Source organism: Alteromonas sp. G4i35 (genome assembly GCF_054960375.1).
The window spans coordinates 26456-43880 of the sequence record NZ_JBHNZD010000031.1 but is presented as its reverse complement, the minus strand read 5'-3'; the positions used below and the strand labels follow the sequence as shown (position 1 = coordinate 43880).

Sequence of the window (17425 nt, the reverse complement as noted above, 5' to 3'; positions counted from 1 at the left end):
ATTTGCCCACTCAGAAGGCTTTGGCATTAAGCAGCGCCTTCGCTTTCTAGATCCTGACGTTGGGGTTTGGCAATAAGATTGTCTACCACTAAATCGTGGTGAAGGGCTGACATATTAGTAATAAAAATACAGTGTGTATAACCCGCCTGCATCGTTTCGAGCTTGTCATACATGGCTTTGTCTAGCTTTGATAGCTGGGCAAGACGCTTCTTAGTTAATGGCGTTATCGCACCGTGACATCGAATAGCAGTGACATCTGTGGCGCTGAGATGTATTTTTTCTTCATCTAACTGAGTTTTTATCTGTGTTCGCAACTTAGAAAAAAGGAAGTCGCGCTCTTTTATATACACTAAGCGGCTGTCGCTCTTTCTAACGCAGTGAACCACTAACGCTTGTTCAGATGTTTCTTTGAACATCGCCTCTAGAATTTGTGACTTGGGCTTAGCCTGCCCTTTGTCTGCAAAAAAGCCGTGCAGTGGGATAATATTTTGAGTGCGCGAAAAAGGATAAAGATCATCAGATGCGTCACTTTGATACACCGTTTTGAGCCTGTCTAACGTAAAGCGGTTCATCACACATAGTACCGATAAAGACGGCATATGCCTAACCGCCAATTCCCAGATATAACGGTGAGTTGAGCGTTGAATACGCGCAATATCTCTTACTTTGAAATACGCGGTATTTTCTTCAACCATATGATCGACGCTCGAGCTCACTTTAGCCTTACGTGTATCTTCAACAAGACACAACCTCACCACGCCCGTTTCCGCTTGGTAGTGCACAACCTTATATTTTTCACCTTTAATTTTCAGTTCCGGTACTGAAACACGAATTTCCTTTTGTAGCTCACTTTTCGGTGCAACGATTAACTTCATCCCGCTTGCACTTAGATCAGCAACCCGCGCATCAATCGATGTCAGCAGTCCAACTTTAATAGAGGCAGGTTTATCAATAACGTAACGTGTCTCACTACGTCTATCTAAATCCTCTTCCATAACATAATCAATTCGCCAGTTATTGCCACTAGCCCTCAATGTTTTTGACAAGGGTTTGAAATCGCATTTTGCTGAAAGGGTCAGATTAGTAAGATAAGCAGACACGTCTTTACAGTAAAGAACATGGGAAATCTGCGCCAGTTGCTCAAATTCTTTACTGGCAATATCGTGAATAGCGAACGCTTTTTGTTTATCTTCTCGCGTCACGCTATCAAGTCGACAATGGGTACAGATGAAGTCGCCACTTTTGGCAAGAAGATAAACCAACGCGTTAAGCTGTTTTAATGCCAGCAGTTGTCTATGCGTCGCTGTTATTTGAACCTTACCATTTTTGGTTTTGATGTTGCCATGAAAGACATACGCTTCATTGTACTTGCGCAGCTCGTCAACTAACGTCGCGAAGATAGGCTTATCTTGTAGGCTAGCCAAGAGTTTTTCGGCGTCGTTATGCTCGACATTGGCTTTGGTAAACAGGGCAATAATGGGCTTAAGCGACTTCTTCTCTGGTGCGAGAAACACGGGCAACCACGGGCTATTTTCAAGTATTCGGTCGCGTTCTAGTTCTTGCATGGCGCGTTCTATTTCTAAATCACGCTGCAAAGGCTGTTTATACGCGGTAATCGCTACATATCGTTTAAGGGTTGCAAGAAAGCCTTTATCCACGTCGTCTTGAAAAACAAACGATGTCTCATACTTCCCTAAGTGCTTGTTATATTTTACCGACTCTAGTTCAAGCGTTATTTCAGTCGGTTCTTTAGTAAGTCCTTTAACTTCAGGAATAGTGAACGTAATAATGTCACCAGTAGAAGCGTTCGGTGGCCTTTTCGTTTCAAGAGCAATGCCTTTGTGTGACATCGAACTGATTGAACAATGACGGCCTTTCTCAAAATCGGGGGAAGAAATAGTAAAGTTTGGACGAATTGCGATGTCATCGCCGAAATCTATATCAGTAAACGATTGGCTTTCAACATTAAAAGCATCGACAATTTTTTTGAACTGTTCTTTTTTTATTTGGTTTTGGTAGAAGTCTGAGTTCATTACTGACTCAAACACGCCTACCGTATATCTGTCTTGATAAAGTGATGTTTCGTTTTTGAGTATCTGCGCGCCGACTTTATCAAGGCGCATTTGAACCCCGAAGTGCTTGAATTTCATGACGGGGAATTGAGCAAAGGCAGAGTTATCAGCAGGAGCGTCGGTTAACGACGTTAATCGAACAACCTCCTCTTTTACTACTTTTCGAACACTACTAGGTAGACGCTTCGAAAACTTGTTAATTCCTTCTAACAGCTTGTTTTGTTGTTCATAAGGAATTAACGCGCGAATGAGCGGCTGGTATTGTTTTATTATTGCTTGTTCGTCGCCGGCTGACATTACTTCTATGAATACCGTTTATTATTATTTGAACAATATATAACCCTATTTGAGTTGGGGTCAATAGGTATCAAAAATTAAACGAAAGTATATCAGCAATAACGAGTGCCTTATTTTAGCTAAGGCAAATAGACTATTGAATTTTGCTAAATAACAATAAGGCAGCAGACACAAAAAAGCCGCTTTTCAGCGGCTTTTAAAATGCATTATGCGATTGAGGCGTCTACCCTTTCGCGAAGCTCTTTACCAGGCTTAAAGTGCGGTACATATTTACCGTCAAGTTTCACTGTCTCACCCGTTTTTGGGTTTCTACCTACGCGTGGAGCGCGGTAGTGAAGAGAGAAACTGCCAAAACCTCTAATTTCAATACGCTCACCCTTTTGAAGAGTTTGCGCCATTTGCTCTAGAAGTTCTTTTATCGCCAGCTCAAGTTCCTTCGCCGGAATATGACGCGCTTGATCCGCGAGCCGTTCAATTAATTCAGACTTGGTCATGCTTAACCTCATTGTCAATATTATTGTTTAAACAGCTATCGCGAATTGGGTGTGCATCTGCACACCCACAAAAGCATTATTCGCCTTTAGCAGCTTTAAATGCTTCTGCCATCGCGTTAGCGAAACCAACATCTTCTTGCTGGTTAACTTTATCGATAGCTTCTTTTTCGTCAGCCTGATCTTTCGCTTTAACAGATAGGTTAACAGTGCGGTTCTTACGGTCAACGCCCATGAACTTCGCTTCGATGCTATCACCAACGCTTGCTACTTCTGTTGCGTCTTCAACACGCTCTACAGCAAGATCTGCAACGCGGATGTAGCCGTCAACTTCTTCAGCTAGGTTTACAGTAACGCCTTTCGCATCAACTGCTGTTACTGTACCAGTAACGATAGCACCTTTCTTGTTATCTGTCAGATACTTGTTGAAAGGATCTTCTTCGATTTGCTTAACGCCAAGAGAGATACGCTCACGCTCTGGGTCGACTTGAAGTACAACTGCAGAGATTTCGTCGCCTTTCTTGTAGTCGCGAACCGCGTCTTCACCAGACTTGTTCCAGCTGATGTCAGAAAGGTGAACTAGACCGTCGATGCCGCCGTCAAGACCGATGAAGATACCGAAGTCAGTGATTGACTTGATCTTACCAGACACTTTGTCACCTTTTTCGTGTGACTCAGCAAATGTTTCCCAAGGGTTAGCAATGCACTGCTTAAGACCTAGAGAAATACGACGACGCTCTTCGTCAATTTCAAGAACCATTACATCTACAGTGTCACCTAGGTTAACAACTTTAGATGGGTGGATGTTCTTATTAGTCCAATCCATTTCAGAAACGTGTACAAGACCTTCAACGCCGTCTTCGATTTCAACGAAGCAGCCGTAGTCAGTAAGGTTAGTAACCTGACCGTTGATCTTAGTACCTTCTGGGTAACGAGAAGCAATTTCTTGCCATGGATCGTTGCCCATTTGCTTCATGCCAAGAGAAACACGCTGCTTCTCTTTGTCGAACTTAAGTACTTTAACGTTGATTTCGTCACCAACATTCACGATTTCACTTGGGTGCTTAACGCGCTTCCAAGCCATATCAGTGATGTGTAGAAGACCGTCTACGCCACCAAGGTCAACGAACGCACCGTAATCGGTAAGGTTCTTAACGATACCCTTGATTTCATGACCTTCTTCAAGGTTAGCAAGAAGCGTTTCGCGCTCTGCGCTGCTTTCTGCTTCGATAACTGCACGACGAGAAACAACAACGTTGTTACGCTTAGCGTCAAGCTTGATAACTTTAAATTCAAGCTCTTTGCCTTCAAGGTGCGTAGTGTCACGTACTGGACGTACGTCAACAAGAGAACCAGGAAGGAACGCGCGTACACTGTTAACTTCAACAGTGAAACCGCCTTTAACTTTACCGTTGATAACGCCTTTGATAGTAGCTTTATCTTCGTAAGCTTTTTCCAGCTCAACCCACGCTTCGTGACGCTTCGCTTTTTCGCGAGAAAGGATAGTTTCACCGAAACCGTCTTCAACTGCATCTAGTGCTACGTCTACTTGGTCACCGATAGCGATTTCTAGTTCGCCTTCAGCGTTTTTGAATTGGTCAGCTGGGATAGCACTTTCTGATTTCAAGCCCGCATCAACAAGAACGATGTCTTTGTCGATAGAAACAACAGTACCTTTTACAATTGAACCAGGACGTGTTTCTAGTTCTTGTAAGCTTTCTTCAAAAAGTTGTGCAAAATTTTCAGTCATAAGTCTCAAATAACTTTTAAGTTGATATCCACGCTTCTTATCCGGATAACGCGGGGTTATTAAAATTAGTCGCCACTTCCTGTAGCAACACTGCTTTGGATGCGATCAGCTCTCGTCATTAAAGGCGTGAGGAAATAATATCCATCGCTTTTTCAAAGACTTGGTCAATATCCAAGTCCGTTGAATCTATAATTACTGCATCTTGTGCCGGTACCAAAGGAGCCACTGCACGCTGTGTATCGCGCTCGTCTCTTGCCTTGATATCGGTTAAAAGGCGCGCAATATTAACATCCATGCCCTTTGCTTTCAACTGGCTATAGCGGCGTTCTGCACGGGCTTCTGCGCTTGCTGTAAGGAAAATCTTTACAGGCGCTTCGGGAAATACCACTGTACCCATGTCGCGACCGTCGGCAACAAGACCAGGATCTTGTTGGAAAGCACGCTGTCTGCGAAGTAGTGCTTCGCGAACCCGGGGTAATGCCGCAACTTTTGACGCCACGGCGCCAACTTCTTCGGTGCGAATATCGTCAGTTACGTCTTCGCCTTCTAAGATTATGCGAGTGCTATCGCCATTCGTCTCGAAACTAACATCAAGACCGGTTGCTAGAGGAACAACACATTCTTCATCATCACACGGAAGGTCGTGGTGAAGTGCAGCAACTGCTAATACGCGGTAAATTGCGCCGCTATCTAGAAAGTGCCACCCTAATTTCTTTGCCAGCAAGCTACTTAACGTACCTTTACCAGCACCACTAGGACCGTCAACCGTGACTACGGGTGTGGAATGCATACCTGCTCCATCGTTTAAATTACTAAAAATCGCGCGCAATTATACGCTTTAGTGAGAGATAAGCAATGCCGCCTCTAATTGGCGGCATTGAACATCAGGTTAAACCTGATTCAGATCAATGGGGCAAGTAAGGCGATTACCGGCATTGCCTACCATTATTTATGAGGAATATTTTTTGAGCCTTTACGCGCTATACAGTGTTTTAAAGCGGGTAAAGTAGTCTGGGAACGTTTTGCGCGTGCAGCCCGGGTCGTTTATTGTTACCGGAGTATCGCTTAACGCAACAAGCGAGAAGCACATGGCAATGCGATGGTCGTTATACGTGTCTATCTCAGCATGTTTTAGCGAGTCAGTCGGCCACACTTTAATATAGTCATGCCCTTCTTCCACTTTCGCACCCAACTTTTGAAGCTCGGTGGCCATAGCCGCAAGACGGTCTGTTTCCTTAACACGCCAGTTATAAATATTAGTCATGGTAGTTGGACCTTCAGCAAACAATGCCGTAGTCGCGATGGTCATGGCCGCATCTGGAATATGGTTCATATCCATGTTCACGCCTTTAAGCGGCGCACCCGTTATTTCAACATACTCATCGTTCCAAACCACCGTTGCACCCATCGCCTCAAGCACATCAGCAAAACGAATGTCACCTTGAATGCTGTTTTGGCCAATTCCGGTTACGCGTACTGTTCCACCTTTAATGGCACCGGCTGCAAGGAAGTAAGATGCTGATGATGCATCGCCTTCAACCATAAATTTACCCGGCGCAATGTACTTGGCGTCACCAGAAACCGTAAATGTTTGGTAGTTGTCGTTTTCAACAGTAACGCCAAACTTTTCCATGGTATCTAGCGTGATATCAATATAAGGCTTAGAGACCAACTCACCTTTTATACGAATAGTCACATCACCTGAAAATAATGGCGCAGCCATTAAAAGCGCAGTCAAGAATTGGCTAGATACACTGCCGTCCACCGACATTTCGCCACCGTTTAAAGTTTTACCTTTAATTTGAAGCGGCGGGTAGCCTTCGTTTTTAAGGTAGGTGACGTCAGCATCAGCTTCGCGCAGCGCATCCACTAAATCACCAATTGGACGCTCTTCCATGCGTGGTTCACCAGTAAGTACTGTGTCGACATTACTAGCAGCGAGTGCCGCGCATAAAGGACGCATTGCGGTACCGGCATTACCTAAGAAAAGCTCAAGAGGCTCAGCTACGTTGAATGCGCCTCCGTTACCTTGTACAACGCATTGCGTTTTATCTTCGCTTAAGCGATAACTAACACCTAACTTAGTAAGAGCATTGAGCATATGCTCAATATCTTCGCTATCAAGCAAGTTAGTTAATTCAGTTTCACCTTCAGCTAACGCGGCTAGTAGTAGTGCGCGGTTAGACAGACTTTTTGAGCCAGGTACATTGACCTCTCCCGATACTTTTGCAATCGGGTCTAATGTTAACTGCTCCATTTTATCCATTCACTCTTTCAAATTCGCGCATAAATTCAACTAGCGCAACAATGCCCTCTACTGGCATTGCATTATAAATACTGGCACGCATGCCCCCTACTGAACGATGCCCTTTAAGAGCAAGTAACCCTGCTTCTTGTGACTGTTTAAGGAACAATCCGTCAAGTTCAGCATTGGCTAAATGAAACGGCACGTTCATTTTTGAACGGTTGTCTGGGTGAACTTTACTTGAATAGAAGTCAGAGCTGTCGATAGCTGAATACAATAACGCCGCTTTTTCAGCATTGCGTTTAGCCATAGCGTCAACGCCGCCCATATCTTTAAGCCATTCAAATACAAGCCCCGCTAAGTACCAAGAGAACGTTGGCGGTGTGTTGTACATAGAGTCAGACTTTGCCGCTAGTGCATAATCGAAGATAGAGGGCGTTTCTTTACGTGCTTTGCCAACCAAATCTTCGCGAACAATAACAACTGATAAGCCGCTTGGGCCGATATTCTTTTGTGCGCCAGCGTATATAACGCCATGTTTTGCTACATCTAACGGCTGAGACAATATAGTCGAAGACATATCAGAAACCAGCGGAACCTTGCCCGACTCTGGTAGCCAATCGAAAGCGATTCCGTCAACGGTTTCATTTGGACAGAAATGGTAATACGCGGCAGATTGATCAATATCGCTCAACTGAGGCTGCGCAACGTAGTGACAGCCGTCTTTTTCAGACACTTCACCCACCACTTTGGCGTAGTTGTATTTGTTTGCTTCGTCAACGGCACCTTTAGACCAAGAACCGCTGACTAGGTGAAGACTGGTATCGTTAGCGTTGGATAAGTTGAGTGGTACAGCGGCAAATTGCCCACGCCCACCACCGTGCGTGAACAGCACATGGTAGTTGGAAGGAATGGACAATAAATCTCGCAAATCTTGCTCAGCTTTTGCCGCTATTTCAATGAAGTCTTTACCACGATGGCTTACTTCCATTACAGAGCAGCCTAGATCGCGCCAATTTGTAAATTCTGATTGTGCTTTTTCCATGACTTCTTTTGGAAGCATAGCCGGGCCAGCACTAAAATTAAAAACCTCTTTCATCGCGTTTTTCAACACCTGTAGATAATTACCGTTTAACTCGCTTTGTTTTGAACGTTTTGCGGGTCTATTAGGTAAACAAGCGGCTTAAGCCGCTTGTTTGAAAGAACACTGATAATGCGCAAGTATGAATACCTGCGCTCTATCCCTACTCTTCTGTCGTTGAGCCGTCACCGTCTTCTGCGGTGTTCTCTTGCTCTTGAACAGCAGTTTCTGCTTGTTCTGGCGCATCGTCTGAAATGATTAGGTTACCGTCTTCGTCGAATTCTTGTAACTCTTCCACTTCTTCAATGCGTTGTAACCCTACAACGTGCTCACCTTCTACTGTACGTATTAAGCGAACGCCCTGTGTGTTACGGCCTACTACTGACACTTCGCCTACACGGGTACGAACCAGTGTACCTTGGTCACTAATAAGCATGATTTCATTGTTTTCGTCTACCTGTACAGCGCCAACCACTTTACCGTTACGCTCAGACACCTTGATTGACACAACACCTTGTGTCGCACGGCTCTTCGCAGGGTAATCTTCAAGCGGAGTACGCTTACCGAAACCATTCTCTGTTGCTGTCAGGATTGGGCCGTCGCCTTTAGGAACAATAAGTGATACCACTTTTTGACCATCTTGCAGACGAATACCGCGAACACCTGTGGCTGTTCTTCCCATAGGACGAAGTGCCAGAAGCTCTTCACCCGTCTCTGGGTCACGCTTAACTTCACCGGTTTCGCTGTCGCGAAGCTTCTCGTTGAAGCGAACCACTTTACCTGCATCAGAGAACAACATTATGTCGTCATCACCGTGAGTGATATCAACACCAATCAGCTCATCACCTTCGTTCAGGTTAACGGCGATAATACCGCTTGAACGTGGGCGAGAATATAGGCTCAGGTCAGTCTTTTTAACCGTACCGTTTGCCGTCGCCATCAGTACAAACTTGCCTTCTTCAAACTCTTTAATAGGAAGAATAGCAGTAATACGTTCGTTTTCTTCAAGCGGTAGGATGTTAACAATTGGGCGTCCGCGCGCGTTACGGCTAGCAAACGGCAACTGATATACTTTCAACCAGTACAAGCGACCACGGGTTGAGAAGCAAAGTATGTGATCGTGGGTATTAGCTACCAATAATCTTTCGATGAAATCTTCATCTTTCATCTTGGTTGCTGATTTACCACGGCCACCACGACGCTGTGCTTCGTAGTCTGTAAGTTTTTGATATTTCACATAACCTTCGCGAGAAAGCGTTACTACAACATCTTCTTGCTCTATAAGATCTTCAATATCAATATCGTGACTTGCTGCCGTAATTTCAGTACGACGCTCATCACCAAATTCATCACGTACTTTTTCAAGTTCTTCTTGAATCACTTCCATCAAACGCTCTGGGCTGTTTAGGATGTGAAGAAGTTCTGCGATGATCTCTAGAAGTTGCTTATACTCTTCTAGAATTTTCTCGTGCTCAAGACCTGTTAGCTTGTGTAAGCGAAGGTCAAGAATAGCTTGCGCTTGCTGTTCTGTCAGGTAGTACTTGCCGTCGCGAATACCAAATTCTGGCATTAGCCAATCAGGGCGTGCAGCGTCATCGCCTGCGCGCTCAAGCATTTGCGCTACATCACCTAAGTCCCAACCTTGTGCTACAAGCGATTTCTTGGCGTCTGCTGGGCTTTGTGACGCTTTAATCAACTCGATAATCGGGTCGATGTTCGCAAGCGCTATCGCCAAACCTTCAAGAATGTGAGCGCGGTCACGGGCTTTACGTAATTCAAAAACCGTACGACGTGTTACTACTTCACGGCGGTGAAGAATAAAGCATTCTAGCGTTTCTTTAAGGTTGAATACCTTAGGCTGACCGTTATCAAGCGCAACCATGTTAATACCGAATACCGTTTGAAGCTGGGTATTCGCGTATAAATGATTAAGTAGGACTTCGGCAGATTCGTTGCGTTTAACTTCGATAACAATGCGCATACCGTCTTTATCAGACTCGTCTCGCAGTGCAGAAACGCCTTCGATGCGCTTTTCTTTTACCAGTTCAGCAATCTTTTCAATAAGACGCGCTTTGTTAACCTGGTAAGGGATCTCGTTAACAACAATGGTTTCTTTACCGTTGCTGTCAGTTTCAATTTCCGCCTTAGCACGAAGATAAATTTTACCGCGACCTGTGCGATACGCATCTTCAATTCCCTTGCGCCCACTGATCATAGCTGCCGTTGGGAAATCTGGACCTGGGATGTGTGTCATCAAGTCGTCGATGGTAATAGACGGATCTTGAATTAACGCTACGCAGCCGTTGATCACTTCGGTGAGGTTATGTGGCGGAATATTCGTCGCCATACCAACCGCGATACCCGATGAGCCGTTAACAAGAAGGTTAGGCACCTTCGTTGGTAATACTTCAGGAATATGCTCTGTACCATCGTAGTTAGGTACGAAATCTACGGTCTCTTTATCTAAATCGGCAAGTAACTCGTGCGCAATTTTAGCCATGCGAACTTCGGTATAACGCATCGCAGCAGCAGAGTCGCCGTCTACCGATCCGAAGTTACCTTGACCGTCTACTAGCATATAGCGAAGTGAGAACGGTTGGGCCATACGAACAATAGTGTCGTAAACTGCAGAGTCACCGTGAGGGTGATATTTACCAATTACGTCACCTACCACACGGGCAGATTTTTTGTATGGCTTGTTAAAGTCGTTTTTCAGTTCGTTCATTGCGAACAGCACACGACGGTGCACTGGCTTCAAGCCATCTCTTACGTCAGGCAAGGCTCGCCCGACAATAACGCTCATCGCGTAATCAAGGTAAGAGTTCTTTAACTCTTCCTCAATATTAACGGGGAGGATTTCTTTAGCGTTATCAGACATAAACTGCTTAATCCCTTTATCTTGGTTTGTTCTGCGTTATCCAGCACTTCGCTTCACATCATTGTGAAAACAAGGCGTGGGAGCGCACTGTTATTATTATGTGGGTCATAATCGTGCTTCGAGTGTACCACTTGATGACAGAATTATGTAGCGCTTAATTACGCTTATTAATCAACTAAAAGGCAAGCGATTATTTTTCGTTCGACCCTTCTTATAATTTGTCTATTTCTGTTTAAAAACAGTGAAACACAACCTCGATTTACGATATCTTAAAAAGAGATAGATTAAGGATTGTTTTACTCATGACGAACGTCGATCAACAAGAAATCAATAAGTTCTCTGAACTCGCTTCACGCTGGTGGGATCCAGAAGGCGAATTTAAGCCATTGCACCTTATTAACCCACTTCGCTTAGACTTCATTAATCAACACAGTGAAGGCCTGTTTGACAAAAAAGTCGTCGATATTGGCTGTGGTGGCGGTATTTTAGCAGAATCTATGGCGCGTGCAGGCGCGACGGTAACAGGTTTAGATATGGCAGAAGCCTCGTTAGAAGTAGCGAAGCTGCACGGTTTAGAATCAGGGGTAAAAGTTGACTACGTATGTTCAACTGCCGAAGCATTCGCAGAAGCAAATGCAGGACAGTTCGACGTGGTAACCTGTATGGAAATGTTAGAGCATGTACCCGACCCGGCTTCTGTTGTACTGGCCTGTGCTAAGTTGGTTAAGCCTGGTGGCCATGTTTTCTTTTCTACGCTTAACCGAAACCTAAAGTCGTATCTGATGGGGATCGTAGGAGCGGAATATATCCTTAAACTGGTTCCAAAAGGCACCCATGATCACAGTAAGTTCATCAAACCATCTGAACTTATGGCGATGACCGATCATGCTGGTTTGCTGCCTCGAGATATGACAGGTCTACACATGGACCCAATTTCTCAAGGCTTTTATCTCTCTGCGAATAATGTCGACGTTAACTACTTACTATATACAGTAGCGCAAAATTAATTTAACACTATATATTGGGTTGCGGCGATATTTTAAACACCATATATCGTGTTTATATAAAAACTATTTTCTAAGAATAAATTAATTTTTATGTCGAAGAAATAATTAAAAATGCTTGCAATCCAGATATTTTACGCTTGTAGAACGCTAAAAAGTTAGTTGTTACTAACATAAATTTCATGCCAGATTGAGTGCTTGAAATACCACCAGATATTGGGTTGCATTAAGACTAAAACCTCACTATCTTGTGTTTAATTCAGCACGTGATCCCAATGCAGATTTTCTGGGATCGCACAGATCGCTAACGAGATTATGGCAATGCCATATGCAGTGTGTGACATCAACCTCGCTGAAAATATAAATGCAGTGAAAAAATTAAATGAGCAGTCTCTACTTTGTACTTTCGGTATTGGTTTAGGCCGCTTTCGTGTGTGTTGTTATCTGGCGTGAGCCAATGGTGATAATCTCACTCACACTCAATAAATTAAAAATGAAAATGGGCATTACATAGCCCACGCATCAAGCGCTAACAGACAAACGGCCAGTAACATGAACAACAACTTATTAGTCACCAAACGCAACGGTGAAAAAGAGTCCATCGACTTAGAGAAAATCCACAAAGTCGTGACATGGGCAGCCAAAGGACTTAAAAACGTTTCAGTTTCACAAGTTGAAATCAAGGCACAAATCCAGTTTTATGACGGTATCAATACTAGCGAGATCCATGAAACCCTGATCAAATCAGCGGCAGATCTTATTTCTACCGATGCGCCAGATTATCAATACCTAGCTGCGCGCTTGGCCATTTTCCACCTTCGCAAAAAAGCCTATGGTCAATTTGAGCCGCCTGCCCTACTTGAGCATGTAGGTAAAATGGTTGATATGGGCAAATACGATAAGCACCTGCTTGAAGACTACACGCCTGAAGAATTCGCTGAAATGGACTCGTATATCGACCATTGGCGAGACATGAACTTCAGCTACGCTGCAGTTAAACAGCTCGAAGGTAAATACCTGGTTCAAAACCGAGTTACAGGTGAAATCTACGAAAGTGCACAGTTCCTATATATCTTAGTGGCGGCATGCCTTTTCGCAAATTACGATAAAGCGACGCGTATGGACTACATCCGCCGCTTCTATGATGCCGCTTCAACATTCAAGCTGTCATTGCCTACACCTATTATGGCTGGCGTACGTACGCCTACTCGCCAGTTTAGCTCATGTGTACTTATCGAAACCGGCGACAGCTTAGACTCAATCAATGCAACGGCAAGTGCCATTGTTAAATACGTAAGCCAGCGTGCTGGTATCGGTGTAAATGCAGGCCGTATTCGCGCACTAGGTAGCCCTATTCGCGGCGGTGAAGCATTCCATACGGGTTGTATTCCGTTCTACAAATACTTCCAAACAGCCGTTAAAAGCTGTTCACAGGGTGGTGTTCGTGGTGGCGCTGCTACGCTGTTCTACCCTATCTGGCATATGGAAGTTGAATCACTGTTAGTGCTTAAGAACAACCGTGGTGTTGAAGAAAACCGTGTACGTCACCTAGATTACGGCGTTCAGTTCAACAAACTAATGTACCAGCGCATGATGAAAGACGGCTATATCTCACTATTTAGCCCGTCTGACGTTCCAGGTCTTTACGATGCCTTCTTCGCTGACCAAGAGAAGTTTGAAGAGCTATACGTTAAATACGAAAACGACGACAGCATCCGTAAGAAGCAAATTAAAGCGATGGAGCTATTCAGCTTGTTCATGCAAGAGCGTGCAAGCACAGGTCGTATTTACCTACAAAACGTTGACCACTGTAATACGCACAGCCCGTTTAACCCAGAAGTTGCGCCAGTTCGTCAGAGCAACCTGTGCCTTGAAATTGCGCTACCTACTAAGCCGCTTCAGCACGTTAATGATGAGAATGGTGAAATTGCACTATGTACGCTTTCAGCGTTTAACTTAGGTGCGATTAAGTCACTGGACGAGTTTGAAGAGCTGTCTGACCTTGCAGTACGTGCGCTAGATAACCTGCTTGACTACCAGGACTACCCAGTTCCTGCTGCATATAACGCAACGATGGGACGTCGTACGCTGGGTGTTGGTGTTATCAACTTTGCATACTACCTTGCTAAAAATGGCGTTAAATATTCTGATCACAGCGCGAACGGTCTAGTTCACCGCACGTTCGAAGCAATGCAGTATTACCTATTAAAAGCGTCGAACAATCTTGCTAAAGAAAAAGGTGCGTGTCCTAAGTTTAACGAAACCACCTATTCTCAAGGCATCATGCCAATTGATAGCTATAAGAAAGATCTTGATAGCGTATGTAATGAACCACTTCACTACGACTGGGATGCACTTCGTGAAGAAATTAAAACTCACGGTTTGCGTAACTCTACGCTGTCAGCATTAATGCCGTCAGAGACGTCTTCTCAGATTTCTAACGCGACAAACGGCATTGAACCACCGCGTGGTTTTATCAGCATTAAGTCGAGCAAAGATGGTGTTCTTAAGCAAGTTGTACCTGAGTACGAAACGCTAAGAGACCAATACGAGCTACTTTGGGATATTCCTTCAAACGATGGTTACCTACAACTTGTTGGTATCATGCAGAAGTTTATCGACCAAACTATCTCAGCGAATACCAACTACGATCCAAGCCGTTACGAAGGTAACAAGGTACCAATGAAGCTTCTTCTTAAGGACCTTCTTACTACGTATAAACTGGGTGTTAAAACACTTTACTATCATAACACGCGCGACGGCGCGTCAGACACATCTGCTCTCGATGCTAAAGCGAGCGAGCCTATGCCACGTCAAGAAGAAGTGGTTGTAGAGGAAGATGATGATTGTGCAGGTGGTGCGTGTAAGATTTAGAACACGCCCCCTGTTTAAATGGCAAATGCATAAAAGGAGTTAACTGCATTTGCCATTAACGTTTCGCAGCAAGAACACAAACAATAATACGCGTTAATCATTAAGTTTTTAGTTAGGCCATCATGAAATACACTACGTTTAATCAGCAAAGTACTAATCCATTGATCGAGCCGATGTTTTTCGGTAACCCCGTAAACGTTGCACGCTACGACCAGCAAAAGCATGCCATATTCGAAAAGCTTATTGAGAAGCAAATTAGCTTTTTTTGGCGCCCTGAAGAAGTTGACGTTTCTCGCGACCGTGTTGATTTCCAAAAATTGACCGACCCAGAAAAGCACATCTTTATTTCAAACCTTAAGTACCAAACCCTGTTAGATTCGGTGCAAGGCCGTAGCCCGAACATCGCGTTCTTGCCTATTATTTCACTACCAGAGTTAGAAACTTGGGTTGAAACATGGTCTTTCTTCGAGACTATTCACTCACGTTCGTATACCCATATTTTGAGAAACTTGTTCTCAGACCCAAGCGAAATATTCGAAGATATCGTAGTGAATGACGAAATTAAGCGACGTGCTGCTGATATTTCTAAATATTACGATGATCTCATTTTCGCCACTCAGCTTTGGCAGACACAGGGTGAAGGCGTACATACAGTGAATGGTGTTGCACACACTATCAACATGTATGAGCTTAAGAAGAAGCTTTACCTATGCATGAACTCAGTGAACGCACTGGAAGCAATCCGTTTCTACGTGTCTTTTGCCTGCACATTCGCTTTCGCTGAACGGAAGCTGATGGAAGGTAATTCTAAGATTATTCGTTTGATTGCCCGTGACGAGAATCTACACTTATCTTCAACACAGCATATCCTTAATTTGTGGGCTAAGGGTAAAGATGACCCTGAAATGGCGCAAATTGCAGAAGAATGTAAAGAAGAAGCGCGTGCTATCTTCATGAACGCTGTCGAGCAAGAAAAGCAGTGGGCTGACTACTTGTTCCAAAACGGCTCAATGATTGGTTTGAATAAAGAAATTCTTTGCCAGTACGTTGAGTACATTGCGAATCAACGTATGTCTGCTATTGGTCTAGACACCCCGTTCGAGATAAGCAGTAATCCACTTCCATGGATGAATAACTATTTGAATTCAGACAACGTGCAAGTGGCACCTCAAGAGTCTGAAATCAGCTCTTATCTTGTTGGTCAAATCGACTCTGCCGTGAGCGAAGACGACTTTGCTGATTTTGAGCTGTAAAACTACAGCTTAATGAGCAGCAACGATAAATCACTCCGCATCGACGTTGTCGATGTGGGGGCGATTATTTCCCCTTCTGATTCCACTATCTTAAACGCCCTTGAAGCAGCGGACGTTCATATTCACTACCATTGTCGTGAAGGCTTTTGTGGTGCATGCCGCACAAAGCTAATTGAAGGCGAAGTTGAGTACACCACAGATCCCCTCGCCTTCATTGACGACGATGAAATTCTTCCTTGTTGTTGCGTGGCTAAATGCCCGCTAAAAATAAAAGTACCGCTGTAAAATTTTCATTCATCGCTCTCACTATCACTCTCACAGTGTTTCTGCGCGTTAGAGTAATCCACTTCAATAGTTTTACGTAGCAACTTAACACTAATCAAACGTAAGGATAATGTTATGAGCGAAGTTTCTGGAAAAGTTGTCATCATTACAGGTGCAAGTAGCGGGCTTGGAGAAGCAACGGCGAAAATGCTTGCGGATAAAGGTGCTAAATTAGTGTTGGGCGCCCGCCGTGAAGACCGTCTTAAAAAACTTGTAGATGAAATTGAATCTTCAGGTGGCCAAGCTACTTATCAAACGGTAGATGTCACGAAAAAGGATGACGTCAAGGCGCTTGCGAAAGCGGCCATAGATGCCTATGGGCGTATTGACGTGCTCGTCAACAATGCTGGTCTTATGCCACTCGCTCCGCTTGACGAGATGAAAGTTGACGAGTGGGATCAGATGATAGATGTAAACATAAAAGGCGTTATGTATGGAGTAGCAGCTGTATTAGGACAAATGCGAGAGCAAAAAAGCGGGCATATTATCAATCTTTCCTCTGTGGCAGGTCATGTTGTGTTCCCTGGAGCAACGGTTTATTGCGCAACTAAATTCGCTGTTAAAGCAATAAGTGAAGGCATTCGCAGGGAGTCAAATGGTGAAATTCGCTCTACCAACATCTCACCTGGTGCAGTGGCGACAGAACTTACTGACCACATTTCTCACAAAGACTCAAAGCAAATGGCAGATGATATGTATGACGATGCTATCGATGCAGATGCTATTGCACGTGCAGTAACGTTTGCCATAGAGCAGCCTGGCGACGTAGACATAAACGAAATGATCATCAGACCTACCCGTCAGGAACTCTAATACAGCTCATTTCTAACGTAATGGTATTGATTGGCCATCTAATGACTAAGCCTGCAAATGCAGGCTTAATTTATTTCTGAATTTAAAGTACTTTTTCGATGGCATACAATTCTTCATCAATGACCTGTAAGCGAGATGCTACAACGGCTCTCGCGTCGTTTACGCCTTTATTATAAAACGATGCGCCCATTTCTTTACTAATGAAGTCCAGAAGAAATTCTCCGTCAAATTGACCAAGTTCCACGCTTAATTCATCATCAAAATATCGTTGCAGTTTAGCGACTAGCGCGTCTTTTTCCTCACGGGTAAATGCAATATCACTCATTGTCATCCTTCATTCGTC

13 protein-coding genes are annotated in these 17425 nt (G+C 44.2%); 5 read left to right on the top strand and 8 right to left on the bottom strand.

The features are described 5' to 3' along the window. Positions 1-26: 26 nt before the first annotated feature. From ACFI6L_RS17905 to gyrA, 7 genes are all read right to left on the bottom strand, one after another. Positions 27-2369 carry a PilZ domain-containing protein gene (locus tag ACFI6L_RS17905; protein WP_462574531.1) on the bottom strand — a complete coding sequence of 781 codons (2343 nt, stop codon included), beginning with the start codon at positions 2367-2369 and terminating at the stop codon, positions 27-29. A gap of 206 nt (positions 2370-2575) precedes the next feature. Further along, a complete protein-coding gene (gene ihfB, locus ACFI6L_RS17900) occupies positions 2576-2863 on the bottom strand; it encodes an integration host factor subunit beta (RefSeq protein WP_014949641.1) in 288 nt (95 codons plus the stop codon). Between the two features lie 76 nt (positions 2864-2939). Then, entirely contained in the window at positions 2940-4610 is a 1671-nt protein-coding gene (rpsA, locus tag ACFI6L_RS17895) for a 30S ribosomal protein S1 (protein ID WP_014949642.1), read from the bottom strand. Between the two features lie 118 nt (positions 4611-4728). Next, complete coding sequence (gene cmk / locus ACFI6L_RS17890) at positions 4729-5400, bottom strand: (d)CMP kinase (RefSeq protein WP_039227644.1); 672 nt, start codon at positions 5398-5400, stop codon at positions 4729-4731. Positions 5401-5583: 183 nt separating this feature from the next. Further along, a complete protein-coding gene (aroA, locus tag ACFI6L_RS17885; protein WP_462574530.1) occupies positions 5584-6867 on the bottom strand; it encodes a 3-phosphoshikimate 1-carboxyvinyltransferase in 1284 nt (427 codons plus the stop codon). 1 nt (position 6868) lies between these two features. Next, complete coding sequence (gene serC, locus ACFI6L_RS17880) at positions 6869-7954, bottom strand: 3-phosphoserine/phosphohydroxythreonine transaminase (protein WP_342340911.1); 1086 nt, start codon at positions 7952-7954, stop codon at positions 6869-6871. A 145-nt stretch (positions 7955-8099) separates the two neighbouring features. Further along, entirely contained in the window at positions 8100-10814 is a 2715-nt protein-coding gene (gyrA, locus tag ACFI6L_RS17875; RefSeq protein WP_462574529.1) for a DNA topoisomerase (ATP-hydrolyzing) subunit A, read from the bottom strand. A 302-nt stretch (positions 10815-11116) separates the two neighbouring features. On the opposite strand from gyrA, the gene ubiG reads away from it, so the two are divergent. From ubiG to ACFI6L_RS17850, 5 genes are all read left to right on the top strand, one after another. Further along, a complete protein-coding gene (gene ubiG, locus ACFI6L_RS17870) occupies positions 11117-11821 on the top strand; it encodes a bifunctional 2-polyprenyl-6-hydroxyphenol methylase/3-demethylubiquinol 3-O-methyltransferase UbiG (RefSeq protein ID WP_014949647.1) in 705 nt (234 codons plus the stop codon). A gap of 549 nt (positions 11822-12370) precedes the next feature. Beyond that, a complete protein-coding gene (nrdA, locus tag ACFI6L_RS17865) occupies positions 12371-14692 on the top strand; it encodes a class 1a ribonucleoside-diphosphate reductase subunit alpha (protein ID WP_014949648.1) in 2322 nt (773 codons plus the stop codon). A 122-nt stretch (positions 14693-14814) separates the two neighbouring features. Then, positions 14815-15945, top strand: a complete 1131-nt coding sequence (gene nrdB, locus ACFI6L_RS17860) for a class Ia ribonucleoside-diphosphate reductase subunit beta (protein ID WP_014949649.1) — start codon at positions 14815-14817, stop codon at positions 15943-15945. Between the two features lie 12 nt (positions 15946-15957). Continuing rightward, positions 15958-16230, top strand: a complete 273-nt coding sequence (yfaE, locus tag ACFI6L_RS17855) for a class I ribonucleotide reductase maintenance protein YfaE (protein ID WP_014949650.1) — start codon at positions 15958-15960, stop codon at positions 16228-16230. Between the two features lie 114 nt (positions 16231-16344). Further along, positions 16345-17082, top strand: coding sequence for an SDR family oxidoreductase (locus ACFI6L_RS17850; protein WP_150141527.1), 738 nt, complete (start codon positions 16345-16347; stop codon positions 17080-17082). An 82-nt stretch (positions 17083-17164) separates the two neighbouring features. Here ACFI6L_RS17850 and ACFI6L_RS17845 read toward each other — a convergent pair whose 3' ends face one another. Beyond that, positions 17165-17407, bottom strand: coding sequence for a DUF2164 domain-containing protein (locus ACFI6L_RS17845; RefSeq protein ID WP_014949652.1), 243 nt, complete (start codon positions 17405-17407; stop codon positions 17165-17167). Between the last annotated feature and the right edge of the window lie 18 nt (positions 17408-17425).